This is a genomic window from Pantoea sp. EEL5 (assembly GCF_049892805.1).
GTDB lineage: Bacteria > Pseudomonadota > Gammaproteobacteria > Enterobacterales > Enterobacteriaceae > Pantoea > Pantoea ananatis.
On record NZ_JBNDNJ010000007.1, the window covers coordinates 171,786 to 198,504 of the forward strand.

Consider the following 26,719-nt stretch of genomic DNA (forward strand, 5'->3'; position numbering starts at 1 on the left):
AAAGCGGGCTTTACTGTTTGATTTATCTCTCTTTACCTGCAGATGGCCTTGTTCGGGAGGCTTCTCAAACTAATCCGAGAGAGGTCGCGTATTAACCTGTTTTTTTTCCGAATATTATGCTGTTATCAGTCTAAAAAACCGGACTATCCGGGATTCGTCGTCAGATACGAACGTAATTTAAGTCAAATTTTCCGGCAAGCGCTTGAATTTGCAAGTGCTGTGCCACGGTGTGCCGCGTCTAAACCAGTGAATAGCGGAATTTTACCCAATATTTCAGATTTGCCGTATTCTGTTCAACGCCGTGGTCATTACGCAGCTTGCCCGGCCGTCAGACCAAAATTTAAATATAAGCTGCTGTTTAATATGCTTTGTAACAATTTTGACTAGAATATAAACCATTAAACACTGTCACTGTGCCGCATCTTTTTTTAACAATATCGGCTCAGGCAATAGCGCCTTTGGGAGTTAAAAATGCAAGAAAACTACAAGATTCTGGTCGTCGATGACGATATGCGTTTACGTGCACTATTAGAGCGCTATCTTACCGAGCAGGGCTTTCAGGTGCGCAGTGTCGCCAACGCCGAGCAGATGGACCGTCTGTTAACCCGCGAATCCTTCCATTTAATGGTGCTTGATCTGATGCTGCCTGGCGAAGATGGTCTTTCCATTTGCCGCCGCCTGCGCAGTCAGAGCAACCCGATGCCTATCATTATGGTGACCGCCAAGGGCGAAGAAGTGGATCGCATCGTTGGGCTGGAAATCGGTGCTGACGACTATATTCCAAAGCCGTTCAACCCACGTGAGCTGCTGGCGCGTATTCGTGCGGTATTGCGCCGTCAGGCCAATGAACTGCCCGGTGCGCCGTCTCAGGAAGAAGCGGTCATCGCTTTTGGCAAGTTCAAGCTTAACCTGGGCACGCGTGAGATGTTCCGTGAAGACGAACCTATGCCGTTGACCAGCGGTGAATTTGCCGTTCTCAAGGCGTTGGTAAGCCATCCACGTGAGCCGCTGTCGCGCGATAAGCTGATGAATCTGGCCCGTGGTCGGGAGTACAGCGCCATGGAACGTTCTATCGACGTACAGATTTCCCGCCTGCGACGCATGGTGGAAGAAGATCCGGCCCATCCACGCTACATCCAGACCGTTTGGGGCCTGGGCTATGTATTTGTTCCGGACGGCAGTAAAGCATGAGGCGGCTGCGCTTCTCGCCACGAAGTTCATTTGCACGCACCCTGTTGTTGATCGTTACCTTGCTGTTCGTCAGCCTGGTAACGACCTACCTGGTGGTGCTGAACTTTGCCATTCTTCCCAGCCTGCAACAGTTTAATAAAGTCCTCGCCTACGAAGTGCGTATGCTGATGACCGACCGTTTACAACTGGAAGATGGTACGCAGCTGGAAGTGCCGCCCGCTTTTCGTCGCGAAATTTATCGTGAACTGGGTATTTCGCTTTATACCAATGCGGCGGCAGAGGAGAGCGGACTGCGCTGGGCGCAGCACTACAAATTCCTTAGCGATCAGATGGGCCAGCAGCTTGGCGGCCCGACAGACGTTCGCGTCGAGGTCAACAAAAACTCCCCTGTTGTCTGGCTCAAAACCTGGCTATCGCCCGACATTTGGGTACGGGTGCCGTTAACGGAAATTCATCAGGGTGATTTCTCGCCGCTGTTCCGCTATACCCTGGCGATAATGTTGCTGGCGATAGGTGGCGCATGGCTTTTTATCCGCATCCAGAACCGCCCGTTAGTCGATTTAGAACATGCCGCATTACAGGTGGGCAAGGGCATTATTCCCCCACCATTACGTGAATACGGTGCGTCAGAGGTGCGTTCGGTGACGCGCGCGTTTAACCAAATGGCGGCGGGCGTTAAGCAGCTTGCCGATGACCGCACTTTGTTGATGGCGGGCGTCAGCCACGATTTACGCACCCCTTTGACGCGCATCCGGCTCGCGACGGAAATGATGAATGAACAGGATGGCTACCTGGCAGAGTCGATTAACAAAGACATCGAAGAGTGCAATGCCATCATCGAGCAGTTCATCGATTACCTGCGCACCGGGCAGGAGATGCAGACTGAGCTGGCCGATCTTAACAGCGTGCTGGGCGAAGTAGTGGCCGCAGAAAGCGGTTATGAACGTGAAATTGAAAACGCCGTCATGGCAGAAGAGCTCATGCTGGAGATTAATCCCCTTTCGATTAAGCGCGCCCTGGCTAACCTGGTGGTGAACGCGGCGCGTTACGGCAACGGCTGGATCAAAGTCAGCAGCGGACGCGAGCTGCATAGGGCCTGGTTCCAGGTTGAAGATGACGGTCCCGGCATTAAGCCGGATCAGCTGGCGCATCTCTTTCAGCCATTTGTGCGCGGTGACAGCGCACGCAGCACCAGCGGCACGGGCCTTGGGCTGGCGATCGTCCAGCGCATTATCGATGCGCATCAGGGTTCGCTAGAGATCGGTGACAGTGAACGCGGCGGATTACGTATCCGTGCCTGGTTACCCTTAGCGGAAAGCCCGGAGTCGGGCGCCAACAACAGCAACCTTGCACTGAGTTAAACAGCAGCGGCGCGGCCTGTTAAGCCGCGCCGCTGTGATTAACGCTGAGGACCTGCTTTTACCAACGCGGCACCGGCCGCATTATCGGTATATTTTTCAAAGTTAGTGATAAAGCGCTGGGCTAAATCATCTGCCGCCGCGTGCCACTTCTCTTCGCTTTCCCAGGTACGACGTGGGTCGAGCGTTTCGGCATCCAGATCGCCCAACGTTTTTGGCACCTGCAGGTTAAATACCGGCAGCGTTTCCGTTGGCGCATCGTCCAGTTCACCGGCCAGAATGGCGTTGATGATGGCACGGGTATTTTTCAGTGAGATACGCTTGCCACTGCCGTTCCAGCCCGTATTAACCAGATAAGCCTGCGCGCCCGCCGCTTCCATGCGTTTCACCAACACTTCTGCATACTGTGTAGGATGCAGCGTCAGGAAGGCTGCGCCAAAACAGGCTGAGAAGGTTGGCGTTGGCGCCGTTACTCCGCGCTCCGTGCCTGCCAGCTTCGCTGTAAAGCCCGACAGGAAATGATACTGAGTCTGCTCTGGCGTCAGTCTGGAGACGGGCGGCAGCACGCCAAAGGCGTCGGCGGTCAGGAAAATGACTTTCTTCGCATGGCCTGCTTTGGAAACCGGCTGAACAATATTGTCGATATGGTTAATCGGATAGGACACACGGGTGTTTTCGGTTTTGCTGCCGTCAGCAAAATCGATGCTGCCGTCTTCACGTACCACGACGTTTTCCAGTAAGGCGTTACGACGAATGGCGCGATAGATTTCCGGCTCAGCCTGTTCAGAAAGGTTAATCGTTTTCGCGTAACAGCCGCCTTCAAAGTTGAACACGCCGTCATCGTCCCAGCCGTGTTCGTCGTCACCGATTAACTGGCGGTCCGGATCGGTAGAAAGCGTGGTTTTACCCGTGCCGGACAGTCCAAAGAATACCGCGACATCGCCTGCTTTACCCACGTTGGCGGAGCAGTGCATAGAGGCAATGCCCTTCAGCGGCAGCAGATAGTTCATCACCGCGAACAGCCCCTTCTTCATTTCTCCGCCGTACCATGTGCCGCCAATCAGCTGCATACGTTCGGTCAGGTTAAAGGCAACAAAGTTCTCGGAATGCAGCCCTTGTGCCTGCCAGTCAGGGTTGGTGCATTTAGCCCCATTCATCACTACAAAATCGGGCGTGAAGTTATCCAGCTCAGCCGCGCTCGGTTGAATGAACATGTTTTTGACGAAATGCGTCTGCCAGGCAACCTCGGTAACAAAACGCACGCTCAGGCGTGAATCCGGGTTAGCCCCGCAGAAGGCATCAATAACGAACAGACGCTTCCCTGAGAGCTGCCGGGTCACGCATTTTTTCAGCGCCTGCCAGGTTTCCTGGGACAGGGGCTGATTATCGTTCTTTCCGGTTCCTTGATCGTTCCACCACAGCGTATCGCGCGTGGTGTCATCACGCACAATGTACTTATCCTTGGGCGAGCGCCCGGTAAAAATCCCGGTATCAACGGCGATTGCGCCGCTCTGCGTCAGGGTGCCACGCTCAAAACCTTCGAGCTCCGGACGCATCTCTTCCTGAAATAGCGTAGCGTAATCAGGGTTATGAACCACCTCAGTGGTATCGGTGATGCCCAGATCGGCAAGGGCTTTCGAGGTCAGGCCGTTAACGCGCATTTTACTGCTCCTTAAATCGGTGTCTGTTCTGTAGGGCAAAGAGAGTTTGGGATCGCGTCCTTAAAATGCCACAGAGTGAGGGGCGGAGACGCGATCGCGCGCAGTTTACGCTACTGTGCCAGGCGAGAAAGGCTTGTTCGTTAAAAATGAGACTTAGGGCGCGTTAAGGATATGTTTCGAACGTTTTTAAGATGTTATGAAAGTAAAAAAAGATAATTTGCTAAGTAAATTAATGGCATAGCAGTGAGGCAGGCAGGGCGGCATAACCGCCCTGGTCCGATCAGTGAAGTCGATTGCTGTTCTCAACGGAGTTGCTGCGGATCCCGGCAATGTCTACCGCATCGAATACGTAATGCGATCCGCAATAGTCGCAGTTCATATCGATTTTGCCATCTTCTGCAATGATCTCGTCAACTTCTTCCTGCGGCAGGGTTTTCAGCACCTCGCTACAGCGTTCGCGTGAACATGTGCATTTATAAACAACCGGCTGCGGATCGTAAACGGTCACCTCTTCCTGGTGATAAAGCCGCCACAGGACATCGGTTGCAGGCAAATCAATCAGCTCTTCGGTTTTAATGGTTTCTGTCAGCGTCGCCAGATGCTCAAAGTCATCTTTACTCGTGTCCTGAGCCGGTAGGACCTGCAGCAGAATCCCGGCTGCGCCTGCGTCGCTGGTGCGGATAAACAGTCGGGTCGGCAATTGCTCGGAGCGCATAAAGTAGTCTTCCAGACAGTCGCTCAGCGTGTCACCTTCCAGTCCTACCACGCCCTGATAACGTTCGCCCTTTTCAGGCGTGATGGTGATAACCAGATAGCCGTTACCCACCATGCTTTTGAGCGTGCTGTCGTCAGGAATGTCACCTTTCATGCGGGCTATGCCACGTAACTCCTGCTGATTATTACCATTGATCACGGCTAAGGTCAGGGGGCCATCGCCTTGAAGCTGCACGGTAATTTCACCGTCAAATTTAAGCGTGGCGGTCAGCAAGCTGGTTGCCACCAGTAACTCCCCCAGCAGCGTTTGTACGGCTGGCGGGTAGTCGTGATTTTTAAGGATAGCGTGCCAGGTGTTTGAAACATTAACCAGTTCGCCGCGGACGGCAGCATTTTCAAACAAATAGCGGCGCAGTTGATCTTGTACAGACATAGTTTTTCTCTCTTTTGGCGGACGATAACCGGCTCAGTAGCCGGTTTACTCATCGCCCGATAACTTAAACTTCATCAAATCGCGGCGTTCTTTCTTATCGGGCCTGCGATCGGGATGGGGCATGGTCAGCGCATTCATCTTGCGTGCCAGAGCCACTTTTTCACGTTTTTCAATACTGGCTTCGGTTTCGCGGTAAAGCAGCTGTGCTTCACTGGCGGGGCGCCGCTGCTCGCTGATTTCGGCAATGACGACCGTTCGCTCCTCATTGCCCTGACGCAGGGCTAACTCAGCATCCCGTTCGACCAGTTTACTGGGTTTACTCCGCTGACCATTGTAATGAACCTTGCCACCTTCAATCATTTCGCGCGCAATCGAGCGGGTTTTGTAGAACCGTGCCGCCCAAAGCCATTTATCAAGACGAACGCCTTCGTCGGGTTTCTCTTTCATTGCAGCTCCCAGAACGGAATCAGTGTGCGGTAGTCGCTGATCGCACAGTGACGCTGAAAGTGTTGTTCAGGACGGCCAGAGTCAGGATTACTGACGCCCAGGCACCAGCCGATTCCCCATGATTTGGCGGCATCGAGGATGATTTCGCTGTCATCGATGAACAATGTCCGCGATGCATCAAAGCCAGTGTGCTGCTCAACCGCCTGCCACAAACGCTGATCTTCTTTCGGATAGCCAAAGGTATGGGTGGAAAGCAATAAATCAAGGTGTGGTGCTAAAGCTGTCTGTTTGAGTTTCACATCCAGATTCCAGGGATGCGCATTGGTCAGCAGGATGGTGCGCTTACCCGCGCGACGCAGTGCCTGTAGAAAAGGCAGCGTATCCGCGCGGATACTGACCCGGTGACGTTGTTCCCAGGTCATGGCATGAATGTCCAACTGCAACGCCTGTGACCAGTAATCCAGACAATACCAGTTTAGCGTATGCGCTACGGCCTGATATTTTTCTTCAATAATCAGCCGGGCCTGAGCAGCAGGGATGCCGCGTTGGGTGCTCAGGATGTCGGGGACATGCTCCAGCCAGAAAAAGCGGTCAAACGCCAAATCAAGCAGCGTGCCGTCCATATCGAGCAGCACGGTGTCAATGTCGGACCCGTTGAACATCATGGCAATTCACCCGTTGCTTGTCAGCGCAACAGGGTAGCACAGTTGCAGGTGGCTCAGAATATGGAGCGCACGCCCTGTATAGTGTTAAGCGAGGGATTAAAGCACTTATCGTAATACTGCTGTATAGCAAGCATTCGCTGGCGGTTAAGATGGATGCGCCGCAGTGCCAGCAGACCGTTGGTAATGGCGCAGGTCAGCAACACGATAAGCAACAGTGCGGCGCCCAGATAGCGCCATTTTGCCATGGCGTCAGGCTCATTGTGCAGGGCGATATGACGCGTGCCGTTGGCATCGGTATAAATGCCGGTAATGATGCCTGTAGCGCTAAACGGTGTGTGCAGCAACAAGGAGGACAGACGCTGTAGCTCTTGCCACTGCGAACCCGCATCCAGATCAAACAGAGGAACGGCGGGCTGAGGCTGATTGACGAGCTGATGCCCTTCATCACTGGCGATAACAAACCCGCCTGGCGGTGGGCTGTTCAGGTTCTCTGCGGCGCGGCGCGTTTCGCGGAAGAAGAAGGTAGAGGTTGCCGTGTGCACCAGGTTTTCCAGCGCCTCCGCACTGACCGGACGCAACAGGACATTCATCCCGTTTAGCTGGCCAGAATCGGCACGGCTGACTAAGGTGTCCCAGTCTTTGGCATTCCCCAGATTGACCAGCGCATTTTTGAGTCGCATACAGTCCTGTGCCTGATTGCAAAGCGCCTGCGTTTTTAACACGAGGTCCGAAAAGTCATCCAGCAGAATCATGCCTGATTTCTGAATCGCCGACGCTAACTGTGGGTTCAGTTTGGGGTCGGTGTTCGTTTCAGGATGGAGCTGCCTGGTGGTGGTGTCCAGCAACGCCGAGGCTTTCTCAATAATATCTGAGTGGGGCAGCGGCAGCGGTGTGGCGTTATTCCAGTAAATTTGCGAGCAATCGAACGGCATATAAGTATAGGTGCGGTTGCTTTGGTAGTTGTCCGGTACCGCACACATACCGGTTCCGGTGACCTTAAGGCTGTCGCCTACTTTAAGATCTTCACGACTCAGCTGGTTTACGCTATTCACATCCAGGCTCTCCGTCCCTTTAGCCCATGCCAGACTGAGTTTAATGGGCATACTGAGGGGGATCCAGGTGATCAACAAGGCCAGAACAATCAGCGAGCCAACGGCAAGAACAACATTTTTCCGCCAGCGCTGTAGCGGAAAATTCCTTACCTCGTCCTGAAGGGAAAGGAAGCGCCCCTGGCGTACTACCTGACGATTCAGATAAATATCGACATCCGTTACCTGACCAAGATCGTGCGCGACGTAAGGCTGCCAGTGTGCAGGATAAGCCAGATCGATGATCCCCAGCGTAATGTTGCTCTGCTCCTGATTTGACTCCCCAAACAGGCCCCAGCGCTTGGGGGCCCCGCGCAGGCAGTGAATTTCGCGCAGGCCATTTTCACCCGGTACGCGATACATCAGCCACAGGCTGGCGACAATCATCATGCCAGCAAGGACGGACAGCCAGATCATCAGGCTCGCGGGCAGCAGCAAACCAATAAAAAACAGCAGCAGGGCAAATGAGATAATTACGGCTTCGCGCGTGCCATCGGGACGAGACAGTCGGTATTCTTCCAGCGTTTCTTTGCGTACTCGTACCAGCTCGACGTTTTCACTTTCGGCTTTACGGATCGAGGCGTTGGTGGAGGACGGACGTATCAGATTGGGTAGCGACTGCTGATCGATAGCGTAATCCACCAGAGAATGCCCGTTCAAAGAGATGATCAAGGGGATCGACTGGGTGCGGATTAACTCAACGTAGTTTTCGTCCGTAATATACTGTTCCCACAGCGGCGGCAAATGCACTTCGACTTCATCGAGGTAGTAGCGCCACTTATGCGGATCGTCCGTGGAAAGGCCATAACGGGTTATCGCCCGTGTAACAGGGTAAACGTTGTTGCTTTGTGCCGTGAGCACCAGTTTTTCATGACGACGACGGGTTTCACCCGGGCTGAGGATACGGGGCTGTTTTTCCAGTGCGGCAAGGTATTGTTCAACCGCCTTGCGCTCCCGCTCAGAGAGTTTACGGCAGGGCGGACTAATAAATGGCAGCGGTTTCGCCAACGGCGGCCTGCGCCGCATAGCGTACCAAAATCCAATACCTGCCAGAATTGAACAGGTTAGCACTACGGCCAATATAATAATTATTGTGCTCATGCTTTGCTCAATTCAGCCAAAATACTGCCTTCACTTTAAACTTATTATCCCCAGATGCGCCGGATAGTTAAGACGACTTATGGGAGGTTAAACAACGCTGACAAGTTTAACAATAAACGAAATAGTAATGTAAATCATTTAATTAGGCGTTATTACATCACACATTGCCAGAATAGTAACCACAGTGCACAGGTTATTGTATCGGCATTGTCTGAATTTTGACGTGAGATATTGACTAACACAAATTTTTTGTACCTGAGAAACCAATGTTATCGTAGAAAAACAACATACGCTTCGCGTGCGCCTTGAGAGTCGCACAATGGCGGAGGGTTAGGTATGCTAATTCGTTCCTGAGTGCTGGCGCAGCAAGTTTGAGGCTGATATGAGAAAGTCGTTAAAAAAACCGGACATCCTCAATGTAGAAACCGTGGCGAAGTCACGATTGTTTACTGTTGAAGCGGTAGATCTGGCCTTTAGTAATGGCGCACGGCGTATCTACGAGCGCATGAAGCCCTCGGAACGTGAAGCGGTGATGATCGTGCCGATTATTGACGATCACCTGGTGCTGATTGAAGAGTACGCGGTGGGCCTGGAGAGCTACGAACTGGGCTTTCCAAAAGGCTTAATTGATCCGGGTGAAACCGTAAATCAGGCTGCCGATCGGGAACTTAAAGAAGAAGCGGGATTTGGTGCGGGTCAACTGACCACCCTGGGCAAACTGACCCTGGCGCCGTCCTACTTTTCCAGCAAGATGAATATTGTGGTGGCGGAAGGGCTTTATCAGGAGAAGCTGGAAGGCGATGAGCCTGAACCGCTGGTCGTCCATCACTGGCCGTTGAGCAATCTGCTGGCTTTGTTGCAGGAGCCTGATTTTCGCGAGGCACGCAACGTCAGCGCATTGTTTATGGTGCGTGAGTGGCTGGTGAAGCAGGGACGTATCAGTTATTGATGGGCCGTAAAAGCGGCTTTCGGTGAGCAGGGGCGACTTGCGCCGCCCCTGAAGATTAAAACAGTTCGTGGCTCTCGCCATTATCCATGATGGTTGTCCCTGCATCATGTACCGAATACTCGGTTGGCTGAGTACCATTGATAAAGTATTCCTGGCGCGTATTGCCCCCGCCGTTGGCCAGTTTGCCGGTGCTGCGATCGATAGTAACCGTCACAATCCCCTCTGGTGGCGTCAGCGGCTGCACAGGAACGCCCTCCAGGGCAACCTTCATGAAGTCATCCCAGGCAGGCTGTGCACTCTTCGCGCCGCCCTCGTAACCCGAAATTTGATCGGGAATGGCGCCGGAAAGCGTACTGCGACCCAGATCGCGGCGCGCATCGTCAAAACCAATCCACACCGAGGTCACCACGCCAGGCCCGTACCCTGAGAACCAGGCATCTTTGGAACTGTTGGTTGTCCCCGTTTTACCACCGATGTCATTACGTTTCAGGTCGCGGCCGGCACGCCAGCCTGTTCCCATCCAGCCCGGTTCGCCAAAAATGTTACTGTTCAGCGCGCTCTTAATCAGGAATGACAGCGGTGTATTAATCACATGTGGCGCATAAAGCTGTTCGCCACCTGACTGTGGCTGTGCAGGTACCTGCTCCAGCTCAGGCTGCGGCACCGTCTGGTTTTGCTGCTGAGCGGAAGGCGCAACGTTCTCAACGCTTTCGGCGTTCAGCGCCAACGCTTTTTTGGTTTCACCGTAAATCACGGGCAGGTTGCACTGTGGACAGGCAATTCTCGGTTTTTCTTCGAAAACGGTTTGTCCCTGCTCATTTTCAATCTTGCTGATGAAGTAAGGATCAATCAGGAAACCGCCATTCGCCATAACCGAGTAGCCGCGCACGACCTGCAGAGGCGTAAACGAGGCTGCGCCAAGGGCCAGCGATTCGGTATGCACAATATTCTGAGCCGGGAAGCCAAAGCGCTGTAGGTACTCTGCAGCATAGTCCACGCCCATTGCACGCATCGCACGCACCATCACCACGTTTTTCGACTGGCCAAGGCCCTGACGCAGTCGAATCGGACCATCGTAGGTCGGCGGAGAGTTCTTCGGACGCCAGTCAGCCCCGGCACCCGCATCCCAACGGGAAATAGGAACGTCATTAAGAATGGATGCCAGGGTTAATCCCCGATCCATCGCGGCCGTGTAGAGGAACGGTTTGATGTTCGAACCGACCTGGCGCAGGGCCTGGGTGGCGCGGTTAAACATGCTTTGGTTAAAGTCAAAACCGCCCACCAGTGCACGCACGGCACCGTTGGCAGGATCCAGCGAAACCAGTGCCGAGTTAACATCCGGCACCTGGCCCAGCCACCATGTCTCACCGACCTGGCGCACCCAAACCTGCTGGCCCGGCTGCAGAACCTGAGTAATGCTCTTAGGGGTTGGCCCCTGCGCCGTGTCCGACTTAAAGGCACGCGCCCAGCGCACGCCTGCCATGGTCAGCGAGACGTTGCTGCCATCTTTCATCATAACGGTGGCTTCATCGCTCTGGACATGTGTGACCACGGCCGGGTGAAGCGGGCCGTATAACGGCAGGTCTTTTAACGCCTTAACAATTTGCGCCTGTCCCCACGCGGGCTCGCCAACTTTCCACAGCACGCTGGTAGGGCCGCGGTAGCCGTGGCGCATATCGTAGGCCATCACGTTATTCCGAACGGCCTCCTGCGCGGACTGCTGCAGACGACGTGTGACGGTGGTATAAACCTTGTAGCCATCGGTATAGGCGTTGTTGCCATAACGTTTTACCATCTCCTGACGCACCATCTCACTCAGATAAGGCGCAGCGAAGACGATTTTAGGCCCATGATAAGTGGACACTAAAGGCGTATTACGTGCTTCATCGTACTGTTGCTGGGTGATGTAGTGCTGATCCAGCATGCGGGCAAGGACGACGTTGCGGCGTGCTACCGCACGGCTGTGCGAATAAAGCGGGTTAAACGTCGAAGGCGCTTTAGGCAGGCCTGCGATGGTCGCCATTTCACTTAATGACAGCTCATTGACAGGCTTACCAAAATAAACCTGTGAGGCTGCGCCCACGCCGTAAGCCCGATAGCCGAGATAGATTTTATTCAGATACAGCTCAAGAATTTCGTCTTTATTCAGCAACTGCTCGATGCGAATCGCCAGGAAGGCTTCCTTTATCTTACGCATCAGGGAGCGTTCCGGACTCAGGAAAAAGTTACGCGCCAGCTGCTGGGTAATCGTACTGGCACCCTGAGAGGCATGACCTGACACCAGCGCAACGCTGGCAGCACGAAAAATCCCGATGGGATCCACACCGTGATGCTCATAGAAGCGGCTGTCTTCCGTGGCAATGAACGCTTTCACCATTTCAGGCGGAACCTGCTGCAGGCTAAGCGGTATACGGCGCATTTCACCGTACTGAGCGATAAGATCGCCCTCAGCGCTGTAAACCTGCATAGGGGTTTGCAAACGCACATCTTTCAGCGTGTTAACGTCGGGCAGCTGTGGCTCAATGTATTTGTACAAACCATAAATCGAGCCAGCTCCCAGCAAGATGCAACACACTGCAAGGATCAATAAATACTTTACGAACTTCACCTGAGATTTCCCATCTGTTGTCGTTTGGGCAGTTTATAAGCAACCGCGCAGTAGTATAAAGGCAAGCCAGACGCTTTGATATGTCCATTTTTCTGGACGATAAGGAGATCGCGCGCATGACTTTGCACACCTGGCAAATTGGGCTGGATATCCAGAACAGGCAGTGCTGCGCCATTGCCATCCTGCGTCGCCGCCAGGGCTGGCAGTTATGCCACTGGTGGCAGCAGCGGCTGGCGCAAGATACGTTAAGAAACGGCGTGCTGCAATCTTCCCCTGAATTGCTGACCGTGTTAACCCGCTGGCGCAAGCGCTTGCCTCTACGCTACTCACTGCGTGTGGGCCTGCCTGCCCAGCTGGTATTGCAGCAGCCGCTTTCCCTTCCCGAACTGCCGTTAAAAGAACCCGCATTAAGCCGTTTCATCCAGGCGGCGGCCCAACGCCTTTTTCCCGTTGACGTGCGCGAACTGGCGCTGGATTACCGCCTCGATCCCACCCATAACCAGCTGTGTATTACGGCAGCCCGGCTTGATGTGGTGCAACAGTGGCTGGCCCCGCTGACGCAGGCAGGACTCAAGCCCCGCGTGTTTGAACTGGCTACGCATGCGCTAAAAATGGTGACTGAGCAGGCGCAATTAGCAGCGGGAAGTGTAGTGGTTTTACGACAGGATGCACGTTACCTGTGGAGTGACGGCATCAGTGCAGCATCTTTGGCTGAAGTGGACGGGTTATCGGCTCTGCGTGAGCAGGCCTTTCCGCAGGCAAGCCACCTGTTTTATTGCGATGCCGACAACCTCTCGTTTCCTGAGGGTACGCGTCCTTTTTCACCCTTCCAGCCACTTCGCTATCAGCCGCCTTTACCTGACAATCCCGGTGCGTTCGCGCTGGCAACCGGGCTGGCGCTGCGAAAGGAGGATCGCTGATGGTGGCGGTTAATCTTTTACCCTGGCGGGCGTGGCGCTGGCAGCGTCAACGGTGCCAGAGCATTATCGCGCTGGGCCTGACATTACTGCTTTTAACGCTGGCGGTGCTCCTGTTGTACTGGCAGGAACATCAGGCTCTCATTCATGTCCGGCGGCAGCATGCTCAACTCAGTCCTGTTCTTGAGCGCCTTGTTGCGCGAGCAGAGCAGCAAAAACATCTGCTGCAACAGCTGGACGGGTTGCAGCAACAGCGCATCTGGCTTCGTCAGCAGTCCAGGCAATTCAGCGTCTGGCAGCAGCTTTGGCAGGACCTGCCGGTCATGCTGCCCGATGGGCTGTGGTTAACGCGGCTGGAAAAGCACGATGCGCAGTTGCTGCTGGAGGGCAGGGCACTGCAAATGCAGGCTATCCGCCATTTTCGTCAGCGCTTAACGGGCGTGGCTTTTTTTGCACATATTCGGCAGGGCAATGTGCAGCGCCAGCCAGAAGGGGATTACCACTTCACGCTGCGCATTACACTCAAGGAGGAAGTGAGTGAGTAACGCTATGCAGCACTGGTTACAGTTAACCTGGCCGCTTCGCTATCTCAGCCTGCTGGCGGCAGCCTTTGGGCTGTTCTTTGTTGCCTGGTGGATGCTGTTGCAGCCGCAGCGGCGGGTAACGCACGAAGCCCGGCTTCAGTTGGCGCAGCAGCAGCAGCGGGTGCAACAGCGGCAGTTTCAGCTGGCTCAGCATCCTGACATTGCGACATTACAGGCTCAGTTGGTGCTGGAAACGGCAAGACAACCTGCAGCGCCACGCATGCTGGAGGCCATCATCGCGGAGCGGGGGACGCAGTTAATGCAGTGGCTTACTGATGAAGAGCCGCGGGTGCTGACGTTCCACCTGCAATGGGTGCAGTTTCAACCGCTGTTTTCAGCGTTGTCGCAATCAGCGACGGCATTTCCGGGGCGTTTTCAACTCACCGCACATCCGGCGCATCTGGTCGCGCAACTCTGGCTGCAATCCGATGAAGCCCGTTAGCGTCATCCTGGTATTGCTCTGCTGCGGCGCCGTTCATGCGCGCGATCCTTTTCGTCCTCTTCCCGGTACGGCTTGTCTGGCAGACGTTGAGCCGCTCAGCGAATGGCGCTTACAGGGCATTGTGGGTCGTGCGCCGAGGTTTCAGGGCTGGCTGGTGACGCCGCAGGGTCACGGCGTGAAGGTTCTCAGCGATCGCCCTTTCCCGATGGGGCCGTGGCAAACCGTGCAGTTCACGTCGCGTACCCTTGAGCTGTCAGTACCGGGCAGTTGTTCATCTCAACGTTACACCTTTCGTCTCAAAGGAAGCCTGCATGATAAGGACAGCGATTCTGACGTGGCTGGTGCTCTGCCTGACGCCCGCTCACGCCAGCCACGATGACGGCTTAAGCCTGGCATTTGATGATGCACCTGTTGAACGTGTTTTGCAGGCGCTGGCTGATTATCAGCACATTAACCTGATGATTTCGCCTGAGGTTGAGGGAAGACTGTCATTGCGGCTGGAGAATGTACCCTGGCAACAGGCGCTGTCGCTGGTCGGCCGTATGGCTCGCCTGACCTTACTGGAAGAGGAGAACGTTCTGCTGGTTTATCCTGAGAGCTGGCAGCAGCAACGGCATGAGGCCGAAAAGGCACAACAGGCCGAAGCGTTACAGCAACAGCCGCTGCAACAACGCAGGATCTCCCTGCACTATGCCAGTGCCAGCGACGTCCATCGCAGTCTGCAGAGTGAACGGCCATCGCTGATGACCGCGCGCGGCAGTGCAACGGTTGACAGCCGGACCAACAGCCTACTGCTGCGCGACAGCCCGGCGGCGCTTGAGGAGACTGCGCGCTGGATAGGTGCGCTGGATGTCCCGCTGGAGCAGGTGGAACTGGCGGCGCATATCGTCACCATCAGCGAAGAGCACTTGCATGAACTGGGCGTCAACTGGCGGCTGTATAACGAAGGCGACGTCATAAATCGTGCATTACGTCATCCTTTACTTGATATTCCATTGGGGCTGAATTCCCACGACGTATCTGTGGGCGTCACGCTGTCGCGGATTGGCGGCAAACTTCTGGATTTAGAACTCAGCGCTCTGGAGCAGGAAAATCAGGTGGAAATTATCGCCAGCCCGCGCTTGTTTACCTCCCATCAACAAACGGCATCCATTAAGCAAGGCACTGAAATCCCTTATGAAGTCTCTGCCGGCAACAGCGGAGCGACCAGCATTGAGTTCAAAGAGGCGGTGCTGGGCATGGAGGTCACGCCTGCCGTTTTAGGCAATGGCCGCATTCAGCTCAAAATACGCATCAGTCAGAACGTGCCGGGTCGGGCGGTTCAGACCGGCGATTCACAGGTTTTGTCCATTGATAAGCAGGAAATTGAAACTCAGGTCACGGTCAGTGACGGGCAAACGCTGGCGCTGGGGGGAATTTTTCATCAGCAGCGCACTCGCGGGCAGCGCCAGGTTCCGCTGCTCGGTAATCTTCCTGTTGTGGGCAGCCTGTTTCGGCAGCATGCAGAAGAGCAGAGAAAACGTGAGCTGGTCATTTTCATGACGCCGCGATTGGTCAGGGAAGCAGCGCTTTCGGCACGATAAAACGGAAAATGTGCCCATAAAGTCCAACTGCGTTGACGCAGGGCTGGAATTAGCTTACAAGGTTTAGCGATTTTTAACACGTTGTAAGCGTCTGTGTTGGAAAAACCAGGCAAGCAGATGAAAGAATTCCTCTGCTCGCCGTAATGTCACAACGCTGTACTGACGCATTACAGTTTCGCGAACGACGGGCCAATTCAGAAATGGATGTGCTGTAAGCAATATAATCGGTTGCCAAACAGCCTTGAGTGTTGAGATAATTTTTCGTCTGACTCTTGCTAACGCTCATGAGGTCTCAGTTCCTGTCCCGCCAGCAAAATGCTGAAAGCGGGGTATCATTAACGAATTCTTAGTAATACCGACAAAATGGCAGAGAAACGCAATATCTTTCTGGTTGGGCCGATGGGTGCCGGCAAAAGCACTATTGGCCGTCAGTTGGCTCAGCAACTCAATATGGAGTTCTTCGATTCCGATCAGGAAATTGAGCGACGCACCGGAGCGGATGTGGGCTGGGTTTTTGACGTTGAAGGCGAAGCTGGCTTCCGCGATCGTGAAGAAAAAATCATCAATGAACTGACCGAGAAGCAGGGCATCGTCCTGGCGACCGGCGGTGGCTCCGTAAAATCCCGGGAAACACGTAATCGTCTCTCCGCTCGCGGCGTCGTGGTGTATCTTGAAACCACTATTGAGAAACAACTGGCACGTACACAGCGTGATAAAAAACGCCCCTTACTGCAGGTAGAATCACCGCCGCGTGAAGTGCTTGAAGCGCTGGCAGGTGAACGTAACCCGCTTTATGAAGAGATCGCCGACGTCACTATCCGCACTGACGATCAAAGTGCAAAAGTGGTGGCGAATCAGATTATCCACATGTTGGAAAAAAGTTGATCCAACGTTTGAAGGCTCTTTGACAGGTATCGAGCATCATGGAGAAGATCACCGTTTCACTGGGGGAACGTAGTTACCCCATCACTATCGCCGCCGGACTGTTTAACGATCCGGCTTCTTTTTGGCCGTTAAAAGCGGGTGACAATGCCATGCTGGTGACCAACCAGACGCTGGCACCGCTCTACCTGGATAAGGTATCGGCTCTGCTGAAGGCGGCGGGGGTGAAAACGGATCAGGTGATTTTGCCCGACGGTGAGCAGTATAAAACGCTGACCGTGATGGATCAGGTCTTTACCGCACTACTGCAAAAACCCCACGGCCGTGATACTACGCTGGTGGCGCTTGGCGGTGGTGTCATTGGCGATCTTACGGGGTTTGCTGCGGCAAGCTATCAGCGCGGCGTGCGCTTTATTCAGGTACCGACAACGCTGCTGTCGCAGGTTGACTCATCGGTTGGCGGCAAAACGGCCGTTAACCATCCTCTTGGCAAAAACATGATCGGCGCGTTTTATCAGCCCGCCTCGGTGGTGATCGATACGGTGTGTCTTCGTTCACTGCCGCCACGTGAACTGGCTTCCGGTCTGGCTGAAGTCATCAAGTATGGCATTATCCTGGACGGTGAATTCTTTCAGTGGCTTGAGCAGAATCTTGATGGGCTTCTGGCACTGGATGAATCTGCACTGGCCTGGTGTATTCGCCGCTGCTGCGAGTTGAAGGCGGAGGTCGTTGCCGCAGATGAGCACGAGCACGGTCAGCGCGCATTACTGAATCTGGGTCATACTTTTGGTCATGCCATTGAGGCCCATATGGGCTACGGCAACTGGTTACATGGTGAGGCGATTGCTGCCGGGATGGTCATGGCGGCGCGCACGGCGCAACGTCTGGGCCAGTTCAGCGCACAGGACACCGATCGCATCATTGCTTTACTGCAGCGGGCCGGTTTACCGGTGAACGGGCCGGTAGAGATGCGGGCAGAGGACTATTTGCCGCATATGATGCGTGACAAAAAAGTGCTGGCCGGTGAATTGCGTCTGATACTGCCGCTGTCCATTGGTCGCGCTGAAGTGCGCGGTGGCGTGGCTCATGATATGGTGATGGCTGCAATTAATGATTGCCAGAAATCTTGATATTAAGCAGGTAAGTGGTGACGCGGCGCGCAGGTGCGCAGTGCGGGATGCCGCTTTACGGAGGAGGCAAAATGGATGAGTTCAAACCGGATGATGAGTTAAAACCTGACGCCAGCGACCGTCGTCCCTCGCGCCCACGTAAATCGTCTTCTGCGACGAAAGCACCGGTATCGCGCCAGCATGTCATGATGGGCGTCGGGATTCTGGTGTTACTGCTGTTAGTGCTGGGAATCGGTTCTGCGCTCAACGGTTCTGACGACAGTAAGTCCTCTTCGGCCAGCGATAATAAGAACGCGCCTGCCAGCGGAGCCGCGGGAACGGGCAGCGAAAAAAATATTGATCTGAGTGGATCTACCGCCATGAGCGGTGGACAAAATGCCGCAGGGACTCAGCCGTCCTCTTCGACAGCGCAGAATGCACCGGGTACGGATTCTTCTGCCGGAGCGACAAATGCGCCACGCGATATTTCTATGCCGCCGGTGGCTTCAACGCCGACGCAGGCAGCGCCCGTTGAAACCCCAGCAAATCAGCAGCGCGTAACGTTACCCGGCGATCTCAACAGCGCCCTGACCAATCAACAGCAGCAGGTTGATGGCGCGGTGCAGGGAGCAGAAAACAGCAGCTCACTGCCTACGGCGCCCGCCACGGTTAGCGGCAAAGCCGGTTCAGCGCCAGCAACAACAGGCCGGGCGCCTTCAGGTCAGACCGCGGTCGCCCCACGTCACATGCGTGAGCAACCGGTCAAAACCGCGACTAAGCCCGCAGCCAGCGAGCATAAAATGCACACCACGCCAGCGCACACTGCCGCGAATACTGCGCCAGCTAAAGCCGCTGGCAGCGGCGCAGCGGCGAGTAAATCGCTGCCTGGCGGCAATTACACTCTGCAGCTGAGCGGTGCCTCCAAAGCAGAAAGCCTGAATGCATGGGCCAGGAAACAGAATCTGAGCGCGTACCATGTGTATAAGACGACGCGCAATGGCCAACCCTGGTACGTGCTGGTGAGTGGTGCGTATGCAACGCCCGCGGACGCAAAACGCGCTGTAGCAACCTTGCCTGCCGCCGTCCGCGCACAGAACCCATGGGTAAAACCGGTCAGTCAGGTCAGGAAAGAAGCCAGCCAATAAATGATGTGGGACCGGCCGTTGCCGGTCCCGTTTTAAGCGCAGATCTGCTGTCGGTTTAACCACAGCCTCACAATAAGATGTAATTACCACGACAGCATGAAAAAAAATCGCGCTTTTTTGAAATGGGCGGGGGGAAAGTTTCCCTTAGTCGAAGAGATCCACCGTTACCTGCCGCAAGGTGATTGCCTGATCGAACCCTTTGTTGGCGCTGGCTCAGTGTTTCTCAACACCGATTTTGATCGCTATCATCTGGCCGATATCAACAACGATCTCATCAATCTCTATAACATCGTGAAAACGCGTACGGCAGATTTTATCCGCGATGCGCGTTTACTCTTTACGCCTGAAGGGAATAACGAAGCCTGCTATTACCAGCTCCGCACTGAATTCAATCTCAGCCAGGATGCTTATCAGCGTGCGCTGCTATTTCTCTATCTTAATCGCCATTGTTACAACGGCCTGTGTCGCTACAATTTACGCGGCGAGTTCAACGTCCCTTTTGGTCGCTACCGCAAACCATACTTTCCGGAAGCAGAGTTACTGTGGTTTGCCGAACGTGCGCAGAAAGCGACGTTTGTCTGTGAATCATACGATGTTACCCTGAACAATGCCCGGAAAGGCTCTGTGGTATATTGTGATCCGCCGTACGCGCCACTGTCCGCGACGGCTAACTTTACGGCTTACCACACCAATAGTTTCAGTCTGCATGAACAGCAGCATCTGGCACAGCTGGCGGCTAAGCTGGCGTCTGAGAGCCAGATTCCGGTACTGATTTCTAATCATGATACTGAGCTGACGCGTTGCTGGTATCAGGATGCCGTGTTACATGTGGTTAAAGTCCGGCGTTCTATTAGCCGAAGCATAACCGGCCGCACCAAGGTCGACGAACTGCTGGCACTCTATCGCTAGTCTGTTTCGTCCGCGGCCAGGGTATTTCGCCAGCAGCGATGCTGGCGCACAACAGTGGAGAATCGGATGAAACAATATTTGCTGGCCCCTTCCATCCTTTCGGCAGACTTTGCTCGCCTGGGTGAAGACACTGCGAAAGCACTGGCGGCCGGAGGCGACGTGGTTCACTTCGACGTTATGGACAACCACTATGTTCCCAATCTGACCATGGGACCGATGGTACTGAAAGCGTTGCGCGATTACGGTATTACGGCCCCAATCGATGTGCATTTAATGGTGAAGCCCGTGGATGCGTTAATTCCCGAGTTTGCCAAAGCTGGTGCCACCTACATTACTTTCCACCCGGAAGCCAGCGAGCATGTTGACCGTACGCTGCAGTTGATCAAAGAGCACGGTTGCAAAGCCGGCCTGGTCTTCAATCCCGCCACGCCGCTCAGCTACCTTGATTACGTGATGGATAAGCTGGATATCATTCTGCTGATGTCGGTGAACCCTGGCTTCGGCGGGCAGTCATTTATTCCCGGCACCCTGGATAAGCTACGTGAAGCGCGTAAGCGCATCGATCAGAGCGGCTACAGCATTCGTCTGGAAGTGGACGGCGGCGTGAAGATTGATAATATTGGCCAGATCGCCGCAGCAGGCGCGGATATGTTTGTGGCCGGTTCAGCCATCTTTGGCCATCCGGACTATAAAAAAGTAATCGATGACATGCGAAACGAGCTGGAGAAAGCCAATGGCTCATTTCACTGATATACGCGCACTGGCGTTCGATCTGGATGGTACGCTGGTCGACAGCGCGCCGGGCCTGGCTGACGCAATCGATCTGACGCTTGCGGATCTGCGTTTACCGGCTGCTGGCGTGGCGCGCGTGTCCACCTGGATTGGTAACGGTGCGGATATCATGATGGCCCGCGCGCTGACCTGGGCGCTGGGGCGTGAGCCACAGCAGGATGAGCAGCGTGATGCGCGAGTGCTCTTTGACAAGCACTATGCCAGTACCGTGGAAGCCGGCAGCACGCTGTTTCCTCAGGTTAAGGAAACGCTGGCAACCCTGCAGGCGCAGGGGATACCGATGGCGATTGTGACCAATAAGCCTACGCCGTTTGTCGCCCCGCTGCTGAAGTCTTTGGGGATTGATGACGCGTTTTCGCTGATTATTGGCGGTGATGACGTCGTAGCGAAAAAACCGCATCCTGCGGCCATTTTTTTGGTGCTGGGTAAATTTGGCCTGCTGCCCGCGCAGTTGCTGTTTGTCGGGGATTCGCGCAACGATATTTTGGCTGCGCAGTCGGCTGGTGTTCCCAATATTGGTATGACCTTTGGCTATAACTACGGCGAGCCTATTGCGACCAGCCAACCCGATCTCACCCTTGACTCTTTTGACGAACTTTTGCCCGCTATCGGGCGGTAATTTATCAGGACATAAGCATGAGCAAACCCATCGTTTTCAGCGGCGCACAGCCGTCCGGCGAACTGACCATTGGCAACTATATGGGTGCGCTGCGTCAGTGGGTGCAGATGCAGGATGATTTCCACTGCATTTACTGTATCGTCGACCTGCACGCGATCACTGTTCGCCAGGACCCGGCAGCACTGCGTAAAGCCACCTTAGATACGCTGGCGCTGTATCTGGCCTGTGGTATCGATCCCGAGAAAAGCACTATCTTCGTTCAGTCCCATGTGCCCGAGCACACGCAGCTCAGCTGGATCCTGAACTGCTACACCTATTTTGGTGAGCTGAACCGTATGACGCAGTTTAAAGACAAATCCTCGCGCTATGAAGAAAACATCAACGCGGGATTGTTCAGCTATCCGGTGCTAATGGCTGCAGACATTTTGCTTTATCAGACGACGCAGGTGCCAGTGGGTGAAGACCAGAAACAGCACCTTGAACTGAGTCGCGACATTGCGAGCCGGTTTAACGCGTTGTATGGCGATATCTTTAAAGTGCCCGAGCCGTTCATTCCTAAATCTGGCGCACGCGTGATGTCCCTGCTGGAACCGACGAAAAAGATGTCTAAGTCGGACGATAACCGCAATAACGTTATCGGCCTGCTGGAAGATCCAAAATCCGTGGTCAAAAAAATCAAGCGCGCGATGACCGACTCGGAAGAGCCGCCGGTCATTCGCTATGACATTAAAGAGAAGGCGGGCGTTTCAAACCTGCTGGACATTCTGTCAGGCGTGACCGGCAAGCCCGTAACGGCGCTGGAGCAGGAGTTTGAAGGCAAAATGTACGGGCATCTGAAAGGCGCAGTAGCTGATGCGGTGTCCGGTATGCTGACTGATCTGCAGGAACGCTATCATCGCTTCCGTAACGATGAAGCGCTGCTGGAGCAGGTGATGCGTGACGGTGCGCAGAAAGCCCGTGCTCAGGCGCAGGAAACCCTGAAAAAGGTTTATGACGCTGTAGGTTTTGTCGCTCAGCCCTAATCGGCGAGTCGGGCATGTAAACGGCGAGCGCAGGCTCGCCGTTTTGTTTTTACCACCAGCGTAATATTTCGTGCAGGACAATCCGACAGCGGCGAATCACCTGTCTGGTGCTTATTGATGTACATCAATCGCAGTACGCTATACCTCTCAAGGGAGTGCTGCACGATTCAGCCCATTACCTTAAGTGAGGTCACTGACTTACAAAGTCATCTGGAGCAGGGCAACGCTATCGTGTTAGCTTTAATCAGCAGCGCTTAACGAATCAGGAGCCCGCAATGACAACCGCACCACTTCGATGGATAAACAATCTGCGTCTGCCCACACGTGACGGACTGTGGCAGATAGAAATTGCTGAAGGGAAAATCGTCCGAATGACGGCACAGCCTCAGCAGATATCTGCGGACGGCGCCTCGCTGGATGCGGAAGGTGGCCTGGCCCTTGCGCCTTTTATTGAACCTCATATTCACCTGGATACCACGCAAACCGCGGGAGAGCCAGCCTGGAACCAGTCCGGGACCTTGTTTGAGGGCATTGAGCGCTGGGCAGAGCGCAAAGCGTTGCTGAGTCATGAGGACGTCAAACGGCGGGCAATGCAGACGCTGAAGTGGCAAATAGCGAACGGCATACAGTATGTCCGTACCCATGTGGACGTATCCGATCCCACCTTAACGGCTCTCAAAGCGATGTTGGAACTTAAAGCGGAGATGGCACCCTGGATTGATATTCAGATCGTGGCGTTTCCGCAGGAAGGCATCCTGTCTTATCCCAATGGTGAAGCGCTTCTTGAAGAGGCGCTGCGGCTCGGCGCAGATGTCGTCGGGGCGATTCCTCATTTTGAATTCACCCGGGAATACGGCGTCGAGTCGTTGCATAAAACGTTCGCGCTGGCTAACCGTTATGACCGGCTGGTGGATGTGCACTGCGACGAAATTGACGATGAGCAGTCGCGCTTTGTTGAAACCGTGGCCGCGTTGGCCCACCGCGATGGCATGGGGGCACGCGTGACCGCAAGCCACACTACGGCGATGCACTCCTATAACGGTGCCTACACATCGCGTCTGTTTCGACTCCTGAAGCTCTCCGGGATTAACTTTGTAGCGAATCCGCTGGTCAATATTCATCTTCAGGGCCGTTTCGACAGTTACCCTAAGCGGCGCGGCATTACCCGTGTTAAAGAGCTTCTGGAGGCGGAGATTAACGTCTGCTTTGGTCACGATGATGTGTTTGATCCCTGGTATCCGCTGGGCACGGCCAATATGCTCCAGGTGCTGCATATGGGGCTACACGTGTGTCAGCTAATGGGCTATGAACAAATTAATGCCGGGCTCGATCTCATCACCCATCACAGTGCCAAAACGATGAATCTTGCAGAATACGGCATTCAACGCGGGCATGACGCCAGCTTGATTATCCTGCCAGCGGAAAACGGCTTTGACGCGGTGAGAAGACAGGTACCGGTGCGCTATTCGCTGCGTCGCGGAAAGGTGATAGCCGAGACTCAGCCTGCGAAAAGCGCAATCTGTTTAGAACAGTGGGAAGACGTGACGTTTAAACGCTGAAAGGCGAGGGCGGCATGGTGGCGCCGCCCAGAGAGATTAATGGGTGTTATGACCGTGGGAGCGGTGTTTGGTCACCAGACCTAACAGCACACACATAATAAACACCACCGCGTACAGGCCGTTTGCGGTTAACAGCGCGCTGTGAACGCCGCTGTTTTTCACAATCGGTGACGTCACAACAAAGGTCAGCATGGTGCCGACCGTGCCGCAGGTCAGAATAAAGTTAACCAGCTTGGGTGAGGCCACTTTGGTTTGCAGCGAGCCCAGGGTGATAATGGTGGTATAAATCGCGCTTGAGCTAAAGCCCAGCGTTAAGATAATCCATCTCAGCATGCTGGCGTCATGGCTGCTTACGAACCAGTACATCAACACCGTTGCCAGGCCTGCCAGCACCATCAAAATACGTTGCAGATCAAAGAAGCGCAGCAGGAAGCTGAACACCCACATACCGACCATGTAGGCGGTCCAGAAACTGCCCACCAGCTGACCGGCGTCGTCAATGTTCATGCCCATGACTTTGGTCGCGTACTCTGGCACCCAGGAAATAAAGCCTAACTGGCCCAGGATGTAGCATAGCGCCGCAATGGCCAGAAACAGGACGCCAGCCCCCCATTTCTCTTTCTCAACGGTCGGGCTGTTCTCCGGCTTGCGCAGCACCGGGAATTCAACAAACAGCGTCATGATAAAAATGCCAACATAAATCACGCCAATACAGACGTAAACCCAGTACCACGGCAGATGACGCGCCAGCAGGATACCGGCAAGGATGGGGAAAATGGTGCCTGCCATACTGAAGAACGAATCCGTAAACAGCAGACGTGAACCGCGCTGACGGCCTTCGTACATGTGGGTTATCAGGAAGGTGCCAATCGACATGGTAATGCCGCTGACCACGCCAAGCACGAACATGCACAGAGAAAATACCGACAGATCGCGGCTGGTCATTAAGCCGATGACGGCTAACACCATCAGCACAAAGCCGAATATCAGCTGCCGTTTGAGCGGCACAATCACCATCAGCCAGGCATTAAGGAAAACCGCAGCCAGAATGCCACTGTTCAGGAAGGTGAAGGTGTTGCCCATACTGTCGATAGGAATCTGGAAATCTTTCGCGATATCGCCCATTACCATGCCGGTGACAATCACCAGTGCGCCGGTAAGCGCATACGAGAGAAAGCTAATCCATGTAAGGCCGATACGATTACGATTTGTCATGTTCTGAACCTGTTAGGAAGCGGGAGAGCCTGAAGCGTCAGAAATTGTAAACGTAACCGTGATCTTAATAAACTAAGAGTGAAAATTGATGTCATTCATTTCATCAATACTGTGATTTTAGTCACGAAGCGCAAGCAACCTTATTCAGGCTCTGGTGGGTGCCTTTAGCGTAAATATAGGTAAAACGCTGGCTCTTGTATTACATGCTCTTTACAATCAATATCGTTTTTGAGCTGGCTCTCCAAAGTAAGGAATTACTCATGTTTAAACGTACTTTGACAGCGGCAGTTGCCCTGTTAGCGCTCTCTTCTGTTTCCGCCTCAGCTTTAGCGGCTAAAGGTGATACGCATGTTCTGCTTACCACCTCTGCTGGCAATATCGAACTCGAACTGAATAATCAAAAAGCACCGGTTTCAGTTAAAAACTTCGTGGATTACGTCAACAGCGGTTTCTATAACAACACGATTTTTCACCGCGTCATTCCTGGCTTTATGATCCAGGGCGGTGGCTTTACCAGTGAAATGCAGCAAAAACAGACCAACGCGCCGATTAAAAACGAAGCAGACAACGGCTTGCGCAACCTGCGTGGCACCATCTCAATGGCCCGTACCGCCGATAAAGACAGCGCCACCAGCCAGTTCTTCCTGAACGTTGCTGACAACGCTTTCCTGGATCACGGTCAACGTGATTTTGGTTACGCCGTATTTGGTAAGATTGTCAAAGGCCAGGACGTGGTGGATAAAATTTCTCAGGTGCCGACAAAAGACGTGGGCCCGTATCAGAATGTGCCAACCAAACCTGTGGTTATTTTGTCAGCGAAAGTCTTACCGTAATTTGATCCAATGCCATCTCGTCTCCGGCAAAGGGAAAATTTGCTCTTATACTTAGAGCAAACCTGAGCAGGAGGCGGTATGGCAAACAAACTCACAGATAAACAAAAAGCAGCGCTCTGGCAACAGCGGCGAAATGCCAGCTATCGGGCAAGCTGTCGGCTCGAAGGCTTTACCCTGACGGAACCGGAAATCAAGGGTGAAGATGCAGAAGCGCGTCTGGCCTCACTGAGGAGGCAATATGGCTGCTAACACTGCCGTCACTCAGGATCCCTACCTGTGGCAAAACGATACCGTACTGAAAAACCGTCTTGATATTCACGATGCCGCGCAGCTGCGTAAAGCCGAGTTAAGCTTTAGTGCCGCGCGCCTTGCCACGCTTGAACTGGGCCCGTGCAAGATCGGATTGCCCTACCTCTGCCATATTCACCGTACCCTGTTTCAGGACGTCTATAGCTGGGCCGGCGAACTGCGTACGCTGGACATCTGGCGCGACGAAACCCCTTTTTGTCATTTCGAGTACATCGAAAAAGAGGGAAATGCACTGATGGCGGCGCTGGAAGAGGAGAAAGCCTTGGCCTGTCTGCCTCAGGCTGAGTTTGTAAAACGGATTGCCTGGTACTATTGCGAAGTCAATATGCTGCATCCCTTCCGCGAAGGTAACGGCAGGGCGCAGCGTATTTTCTTTGAACAGCTGGCGCTGCATGCCGGCTACGTGCTGGAATGGGACAACCTGAGCGCCGAAGACTGGGTTGCGGCAAATCAGGCCAGTGCCGCCGGCGCGTTGCAGCCGCTGGAAAAGCTCTTTGCCCGTATCGTCAGTGAAGCCAAAGCCCCCTGATCCGCTTACGCCACAGGGCGGCGCCCCAGGTGCGTCGCCCTGCACGAAACCGGTT

26 protein-coding genes are annotated in these 26,719 nt (G+C 54.1%); 19 read left to right on the forward strand and 7 right to left on the reverse strand.

Translation table 11 applies throughout. The features are described from left to right. Positions 1 to 471: 471 nt before the first annotated feature. The gene (ompR, locus tag ACPXSQ_RS20595; RefSeq protein ID WP_001157751.1) at positions 472 to 1,191 is read left to right on the forward strand and encodes a two-component system response regulator OmpR; all 720 of its coding nucleotides are present in this window, start codon (positions 472 to 474) and stop codon (positions 1,189 to 1,191) included. Further along, positions 1,188 to 2,552, forward strand: coding sequence for a two-component system sensor histidine kinase EnvZ (gene envZ, locus ACPXSQ_RS20600; RefSeq protein WP_013027520.1), 1,365 nt, complete (start codon positions 1,188 to 1,190; stop codon positions 2,550 to 2,552). Before ompR ends, envZ begins: the two co-directional genes overlap by 4 nt. 38 nt (positions 2,553 to 2,590) lie before the next feature. Here the strand turns inward: envZ and pckA are convergent, their stop codons facing one another. The 5 genes from pckA to ACPXSQ_RS20625 form a co-directional block, all read right to left on the reverse strand. Continuing rightward, complete coding sequence (gene pckA / locus ACPXSQ_RS20605; protein WP_426144274.1) at positions 2,591 to 4,210, reverse strand: phosphoenolpyruvate carboxykinase (ATP); 1,620 nt, start codon at positions 4,208 to 4,210, stop codon at positions 2,591 to 2,593. Positions 4,211 to 4,490: 280 nt separating this feature from the next. Then, positions 4,491 to 5,357 carry an Hsp33 family molecular chaperone HslO gene (hslO, locus tag ACPXSQ_RS20610; protein WP_013027518.1) on the reverse strand — a complete coding sequence of 289 codons (867 nt, stop codon included), beginning with the start codon at positions 5,355 to 5,357 and terminating at the stop codon, positions 4,491 to 4,493. 45 nt (positions 5,358 to 5,402) lie between these two features. Further along, positions 5,403 to 5,804, reverse strand: coding sequence for a ribosome-associated heat shock protein Hsp15 (hslR, locus tag ACPXSQ_RS20615; RefSeq protein WP_426144275.1), 402 nt, complete (start codon positions 5,802 to 5,804; stop codon positions 5,403 to 5,405). Beyond that, complete coding sequence (yrfG, locus tag ACPXSQ_RS20620; RefSeq protein ID WP_370607164.1) at positions 5,801 to 6,466, reverse strand: GMP/IMP nucleotidase; 666 nt, start codon at positions 6,464 to 6,466, stop codon at positions 5,801 to 5,803. Before yrfG ends, hslR begins: the two co-directional genes overlap by 4 nt. A gap of 56 nt (positions 6,467 to 6,522) precedes the next feature. Next, positions 6,523 to 8,658, reverse strand: a complete 2,136-nt coding sequence (locus ACPXSQ_RS20625; protein ID WP_013027515.1) for an intracellular growth attenuator family protein — start codon at positions 8,656 to 8,658, stop codon at positions 6,523 to 6,525. 382 nt (positions 8,659 to 9,040) lie between these two features. Here ACPXSQ_RS20625 and nudE point away from each other — a divergent pair, with 382 nt between their 5' ends. Continuing rightward, positions 9,041 to 9,607, forward strand: a complete 567-nt coding sequence (gene nudE, locus ACPXSQ_RS20630; RefSeq protein ID WP_013027514.1) for an ADP compounds hydrolase NudE — start codon at positions 9,041 to 9,043, stop codon at positions 9,605 to 9,607. Positions 9,608 to 9,662: 55 nt separating this feature from the next. On the opposite strand, the gene mrcA is transcribed toward nudE, so the two are convergent. Then, positions 9,663 to 12,215, reverse strand: a complete 2,553-nt coding sequence (gene mrcA / locus ACPXSQ_RS20635; RefSeq protein WP_014604852.1) for a peptidoglycan glycosyltransferase/peptidoglycan DD-transpeptidase MrcA — start codon at positions 12,213 to 12,215, stop codon at positions 9,663 to 9,665. Positions 12,216 to 12,331: 116 nt separating this feature from the next. Here mrcA and pilM point away from each other — a divergent pair, with 116 nt between their 5' ends. The 13 genes from pilM to ACPXSQ_RS20700 all read left to right on the forward strand — a co-directional run bounded on the left by pilM (position 12,332) and on the right by ACPXSQ_RS20700 (position 23,778). Next, positions 12,332 to 13,135 (forward strand): type IV pilus biogenesis protein PilM, encoded by an 804-nt coding sequence (gene pilM / locus ACPXSQ_RS20640; protein WP_026021070.1) that lies wholly within the window; start codon positions 12,332 to 12,334, stop codon positions 13,133 to 13,135. Next, the gene (locus ACPXSQ_RS20645) at positions 13,135 to 13,677 is read left to right on the forward strand and encodes a PilN domain-containing protein (protein WP_014594783.1); all 543 of its coding nucleotides are present in this window, start codon (positions 13,135 to 13,137) and stop codon (positions 13,675 to 13,677) included. Before pilM ends, ACPXSQ_RS20645 begins: the two co-directional genes overlap by 1 nt. Continuing rightward, a complete protein-coding gene (locus ACPXSQ_RS20650; RefSeq protein ID WP_019106461.1) occupies positions 13,670 to 14,158 on the forward strand; it encodes a hypothetical protein in 489 nt (162 codons plus the stop codon). The genes ACPXSQ_RS20645 and ACPXSQ_RS20650 overlap by 8 nt, the downstream gene beginning before the upstream one ends. After that, a complete protein-coding gene (locus ACPXSQ_RS20655; RefSeq protein WP_019106460.1) occupies positions 14,145 to 14,537 on the forward strand; it encodes a HofP DNA utilization family protein in 393 nt (130 codons plus the stop codon). The genes ACPXSQ_RS20650 and ACPXSQ_RS20655 overlap by 14 nt, the downstream gene beginning before the upstream one ends. Then, a complete protein-coding gene (gene hofQ, locus ACPXSQ_RS20660; protein ID WP_019106459.1) occupies positions 14,470 to 15,741 on the forward strand; it encodes a DNA uptake porin HofQ in 1,272 nt (423 codons plus the stop codon). Before ACPXSQ_RS20655 ends, hofQ begins: the two co-directional genes overlap by 68 nt. Before the next feature lie 363 nt (positions 15,742 to 16,104). Further along, a complete protein-coding gene (gene aroK, locus ACPXSQ_RS20665; protein ID WP_013027507.1) occupies positions 16,105 to 16,626 on the forward strand; it encodes a shikimate kinase AroK in 522 nt (173 codons plus the stop codon). Positions 16,627 to 16,664: 38 nt separating this feature from the next. Next, positions 16,665 to 17,753: a 3-dehydroquinate synthase gene (gene aroB, locus ACPXSQ_RS20670; RefSeq protein ID WP_019106458.1), complete on the forward strand. Its 1,089-nt coding sequence runs from the start codon at positions 16,665 to 16,667 to the stop codon at positions 17,751 to 17,753. 71 nt (positions 17,754 to 17,824) lie between these two features. Further along, a complete protein-coding gene (locus ACPXSQ_RS20675; RefSeq protein ID WP_019106457.1) occupies positions 17,825 to 18,877 on the forward strand; it encodes an SPOR domain-containing protein in 1,053 nt (350 codons plus the stop codon). Positions 18,878 to 18,973: 96 nt separating this feature from the next. Beyond that, on the forward strand, positions 18,974 to 19,786 hold the full coding sequence (gene dam / locus ACPXSQ_RS20680) for an adenine-specific DNA-methyltransferase (RefSeq protein ID WP_013027504.1): 813 nt from the start codon (positions 18,974 to 18,976) through the stop codon (positions 19,784 to 19,786). Positions 19,787 to 19,852: 66 nt separating this feature from the next. After that, positions 19,853 to 20,536: a ribulose-phosphate 3-epimerase gene (gene rpe, locus ACPXSQ_RS20685; RefSeq protein ID WP_014594778.1), complete on the forward strand. Its 684-nt coding sequence runs from the start codon at positions 19,853 to 19,855 to the stop codon at positions 20,534 to 20,536. Continuing rightward, complete coding sequence (locus tag ACPXSQ_RS20690) at positions 20,520 to 21,197, forward strand: phosphoglycolate phosphatase (RefSeq protein WP_019106456.1); 678 nt, start codon at positions 20,520 to 20,522, stop codon at positions 21,195 to 21,197. The genes rpe and ACPXSQ_RS20690 overlap by 17 nt, the downstream gene beginning before the upstream one ends. A gap of 17 nt (positions 21,198 to 21,214) precedes the next feature. Continuing rightward, on the forward strand, positions 21,215 to 22,219 hold the full coding sequence (trpS, locus tag ACPXSQ_RS20695) for a tryptophan--tRNA ligase (protein WP_013027501.1): 1,005 nt from the start codon (positions 21,215 to 21,217) through the stop codon (positions 22,217 to 22,219). A gap of 275 nt (positions 22,220 to 22,494) precedes the next feature. Further along, the gene (locus ACPXSQ_RS20700; RefSeq protein WP_014594776.1) at positions 22,495 to 23,778 is read left to right on the forward strand and encodes a cytosine deaminase; all 1,284 of its coding nucleotides are present in this window, start codon (positions 22,495 to 22,497) and stop codon (positions 23,776 to 23,778) included. 36 nt (positions 23,779 to 23,814) lie between these two features. Here ACPXSQ_RS20700 and tsgA read toward each other — a convergent pair whose 3' ends face one another. Then, positions 23,815 to 24,993 carry an MFS transporter TsgA gene (gene tsgA, locus ACPXSQ_RS20705; RefSeq protein WP_013027499.1) on the reverse strand — a complete coding sequence of 393 codons (1,179 nt, stop codon included), beginning with the start codon at positions 24,991 to 24,993 and terminating at the stop codon, positions 23,815 to 23,817. 260 nt (positions 24,994 to 25,253) lie between these two features. On the opposite strand from tsgA, the gene ppiA reads away from it, so the two are divergent. The 3 genes from ppiA (at position 25,254) to ACPXSQ_RS20720 (ending at position 26,664) form a co-directional block, all read left to right on the forward strand. Next, entirely contained in the window at positions 25,254 to 25,826 is a 573-nt protein-coding gene (ppiA, locus tag ACPXSQ_RS20710; RefSeq protein WP_014604860.1) for a peptidylprolyl isomerase A, read from the forward strand. Positions 25,827 to 25,904: 78 nt separating this feature from the next. Further along, positions 25,905 to 26,075, forward strand: a complete 171-nt coding sequence (locus ACPXSQ_RS20715; RefSeq protein WP_013027497.1) for a YhfG family protein — start codon at positions 25,905 to 25,907, stop codon at positions 26,073 to 26,075. Next, on the forward strand, positions 26,065 to 26,664 hold the full coding sequence (locus tag ACPXSQ_RS20720) for a putative adenosine monophosphate-protein transferase Fic (RefSeq protein WP_014604861.1): 600 nt from the start codon (positions 26,065 to 26,067) through the stop codon (positions 26,662 to 26,664). Before ACPXSQ_RS20715 ends, ACPXSQ_RS20720 begins: the two co-directional genes overlap by 11 nt. Positions 26,665 to 26,719: the final 55 nt, after the last annotated feature.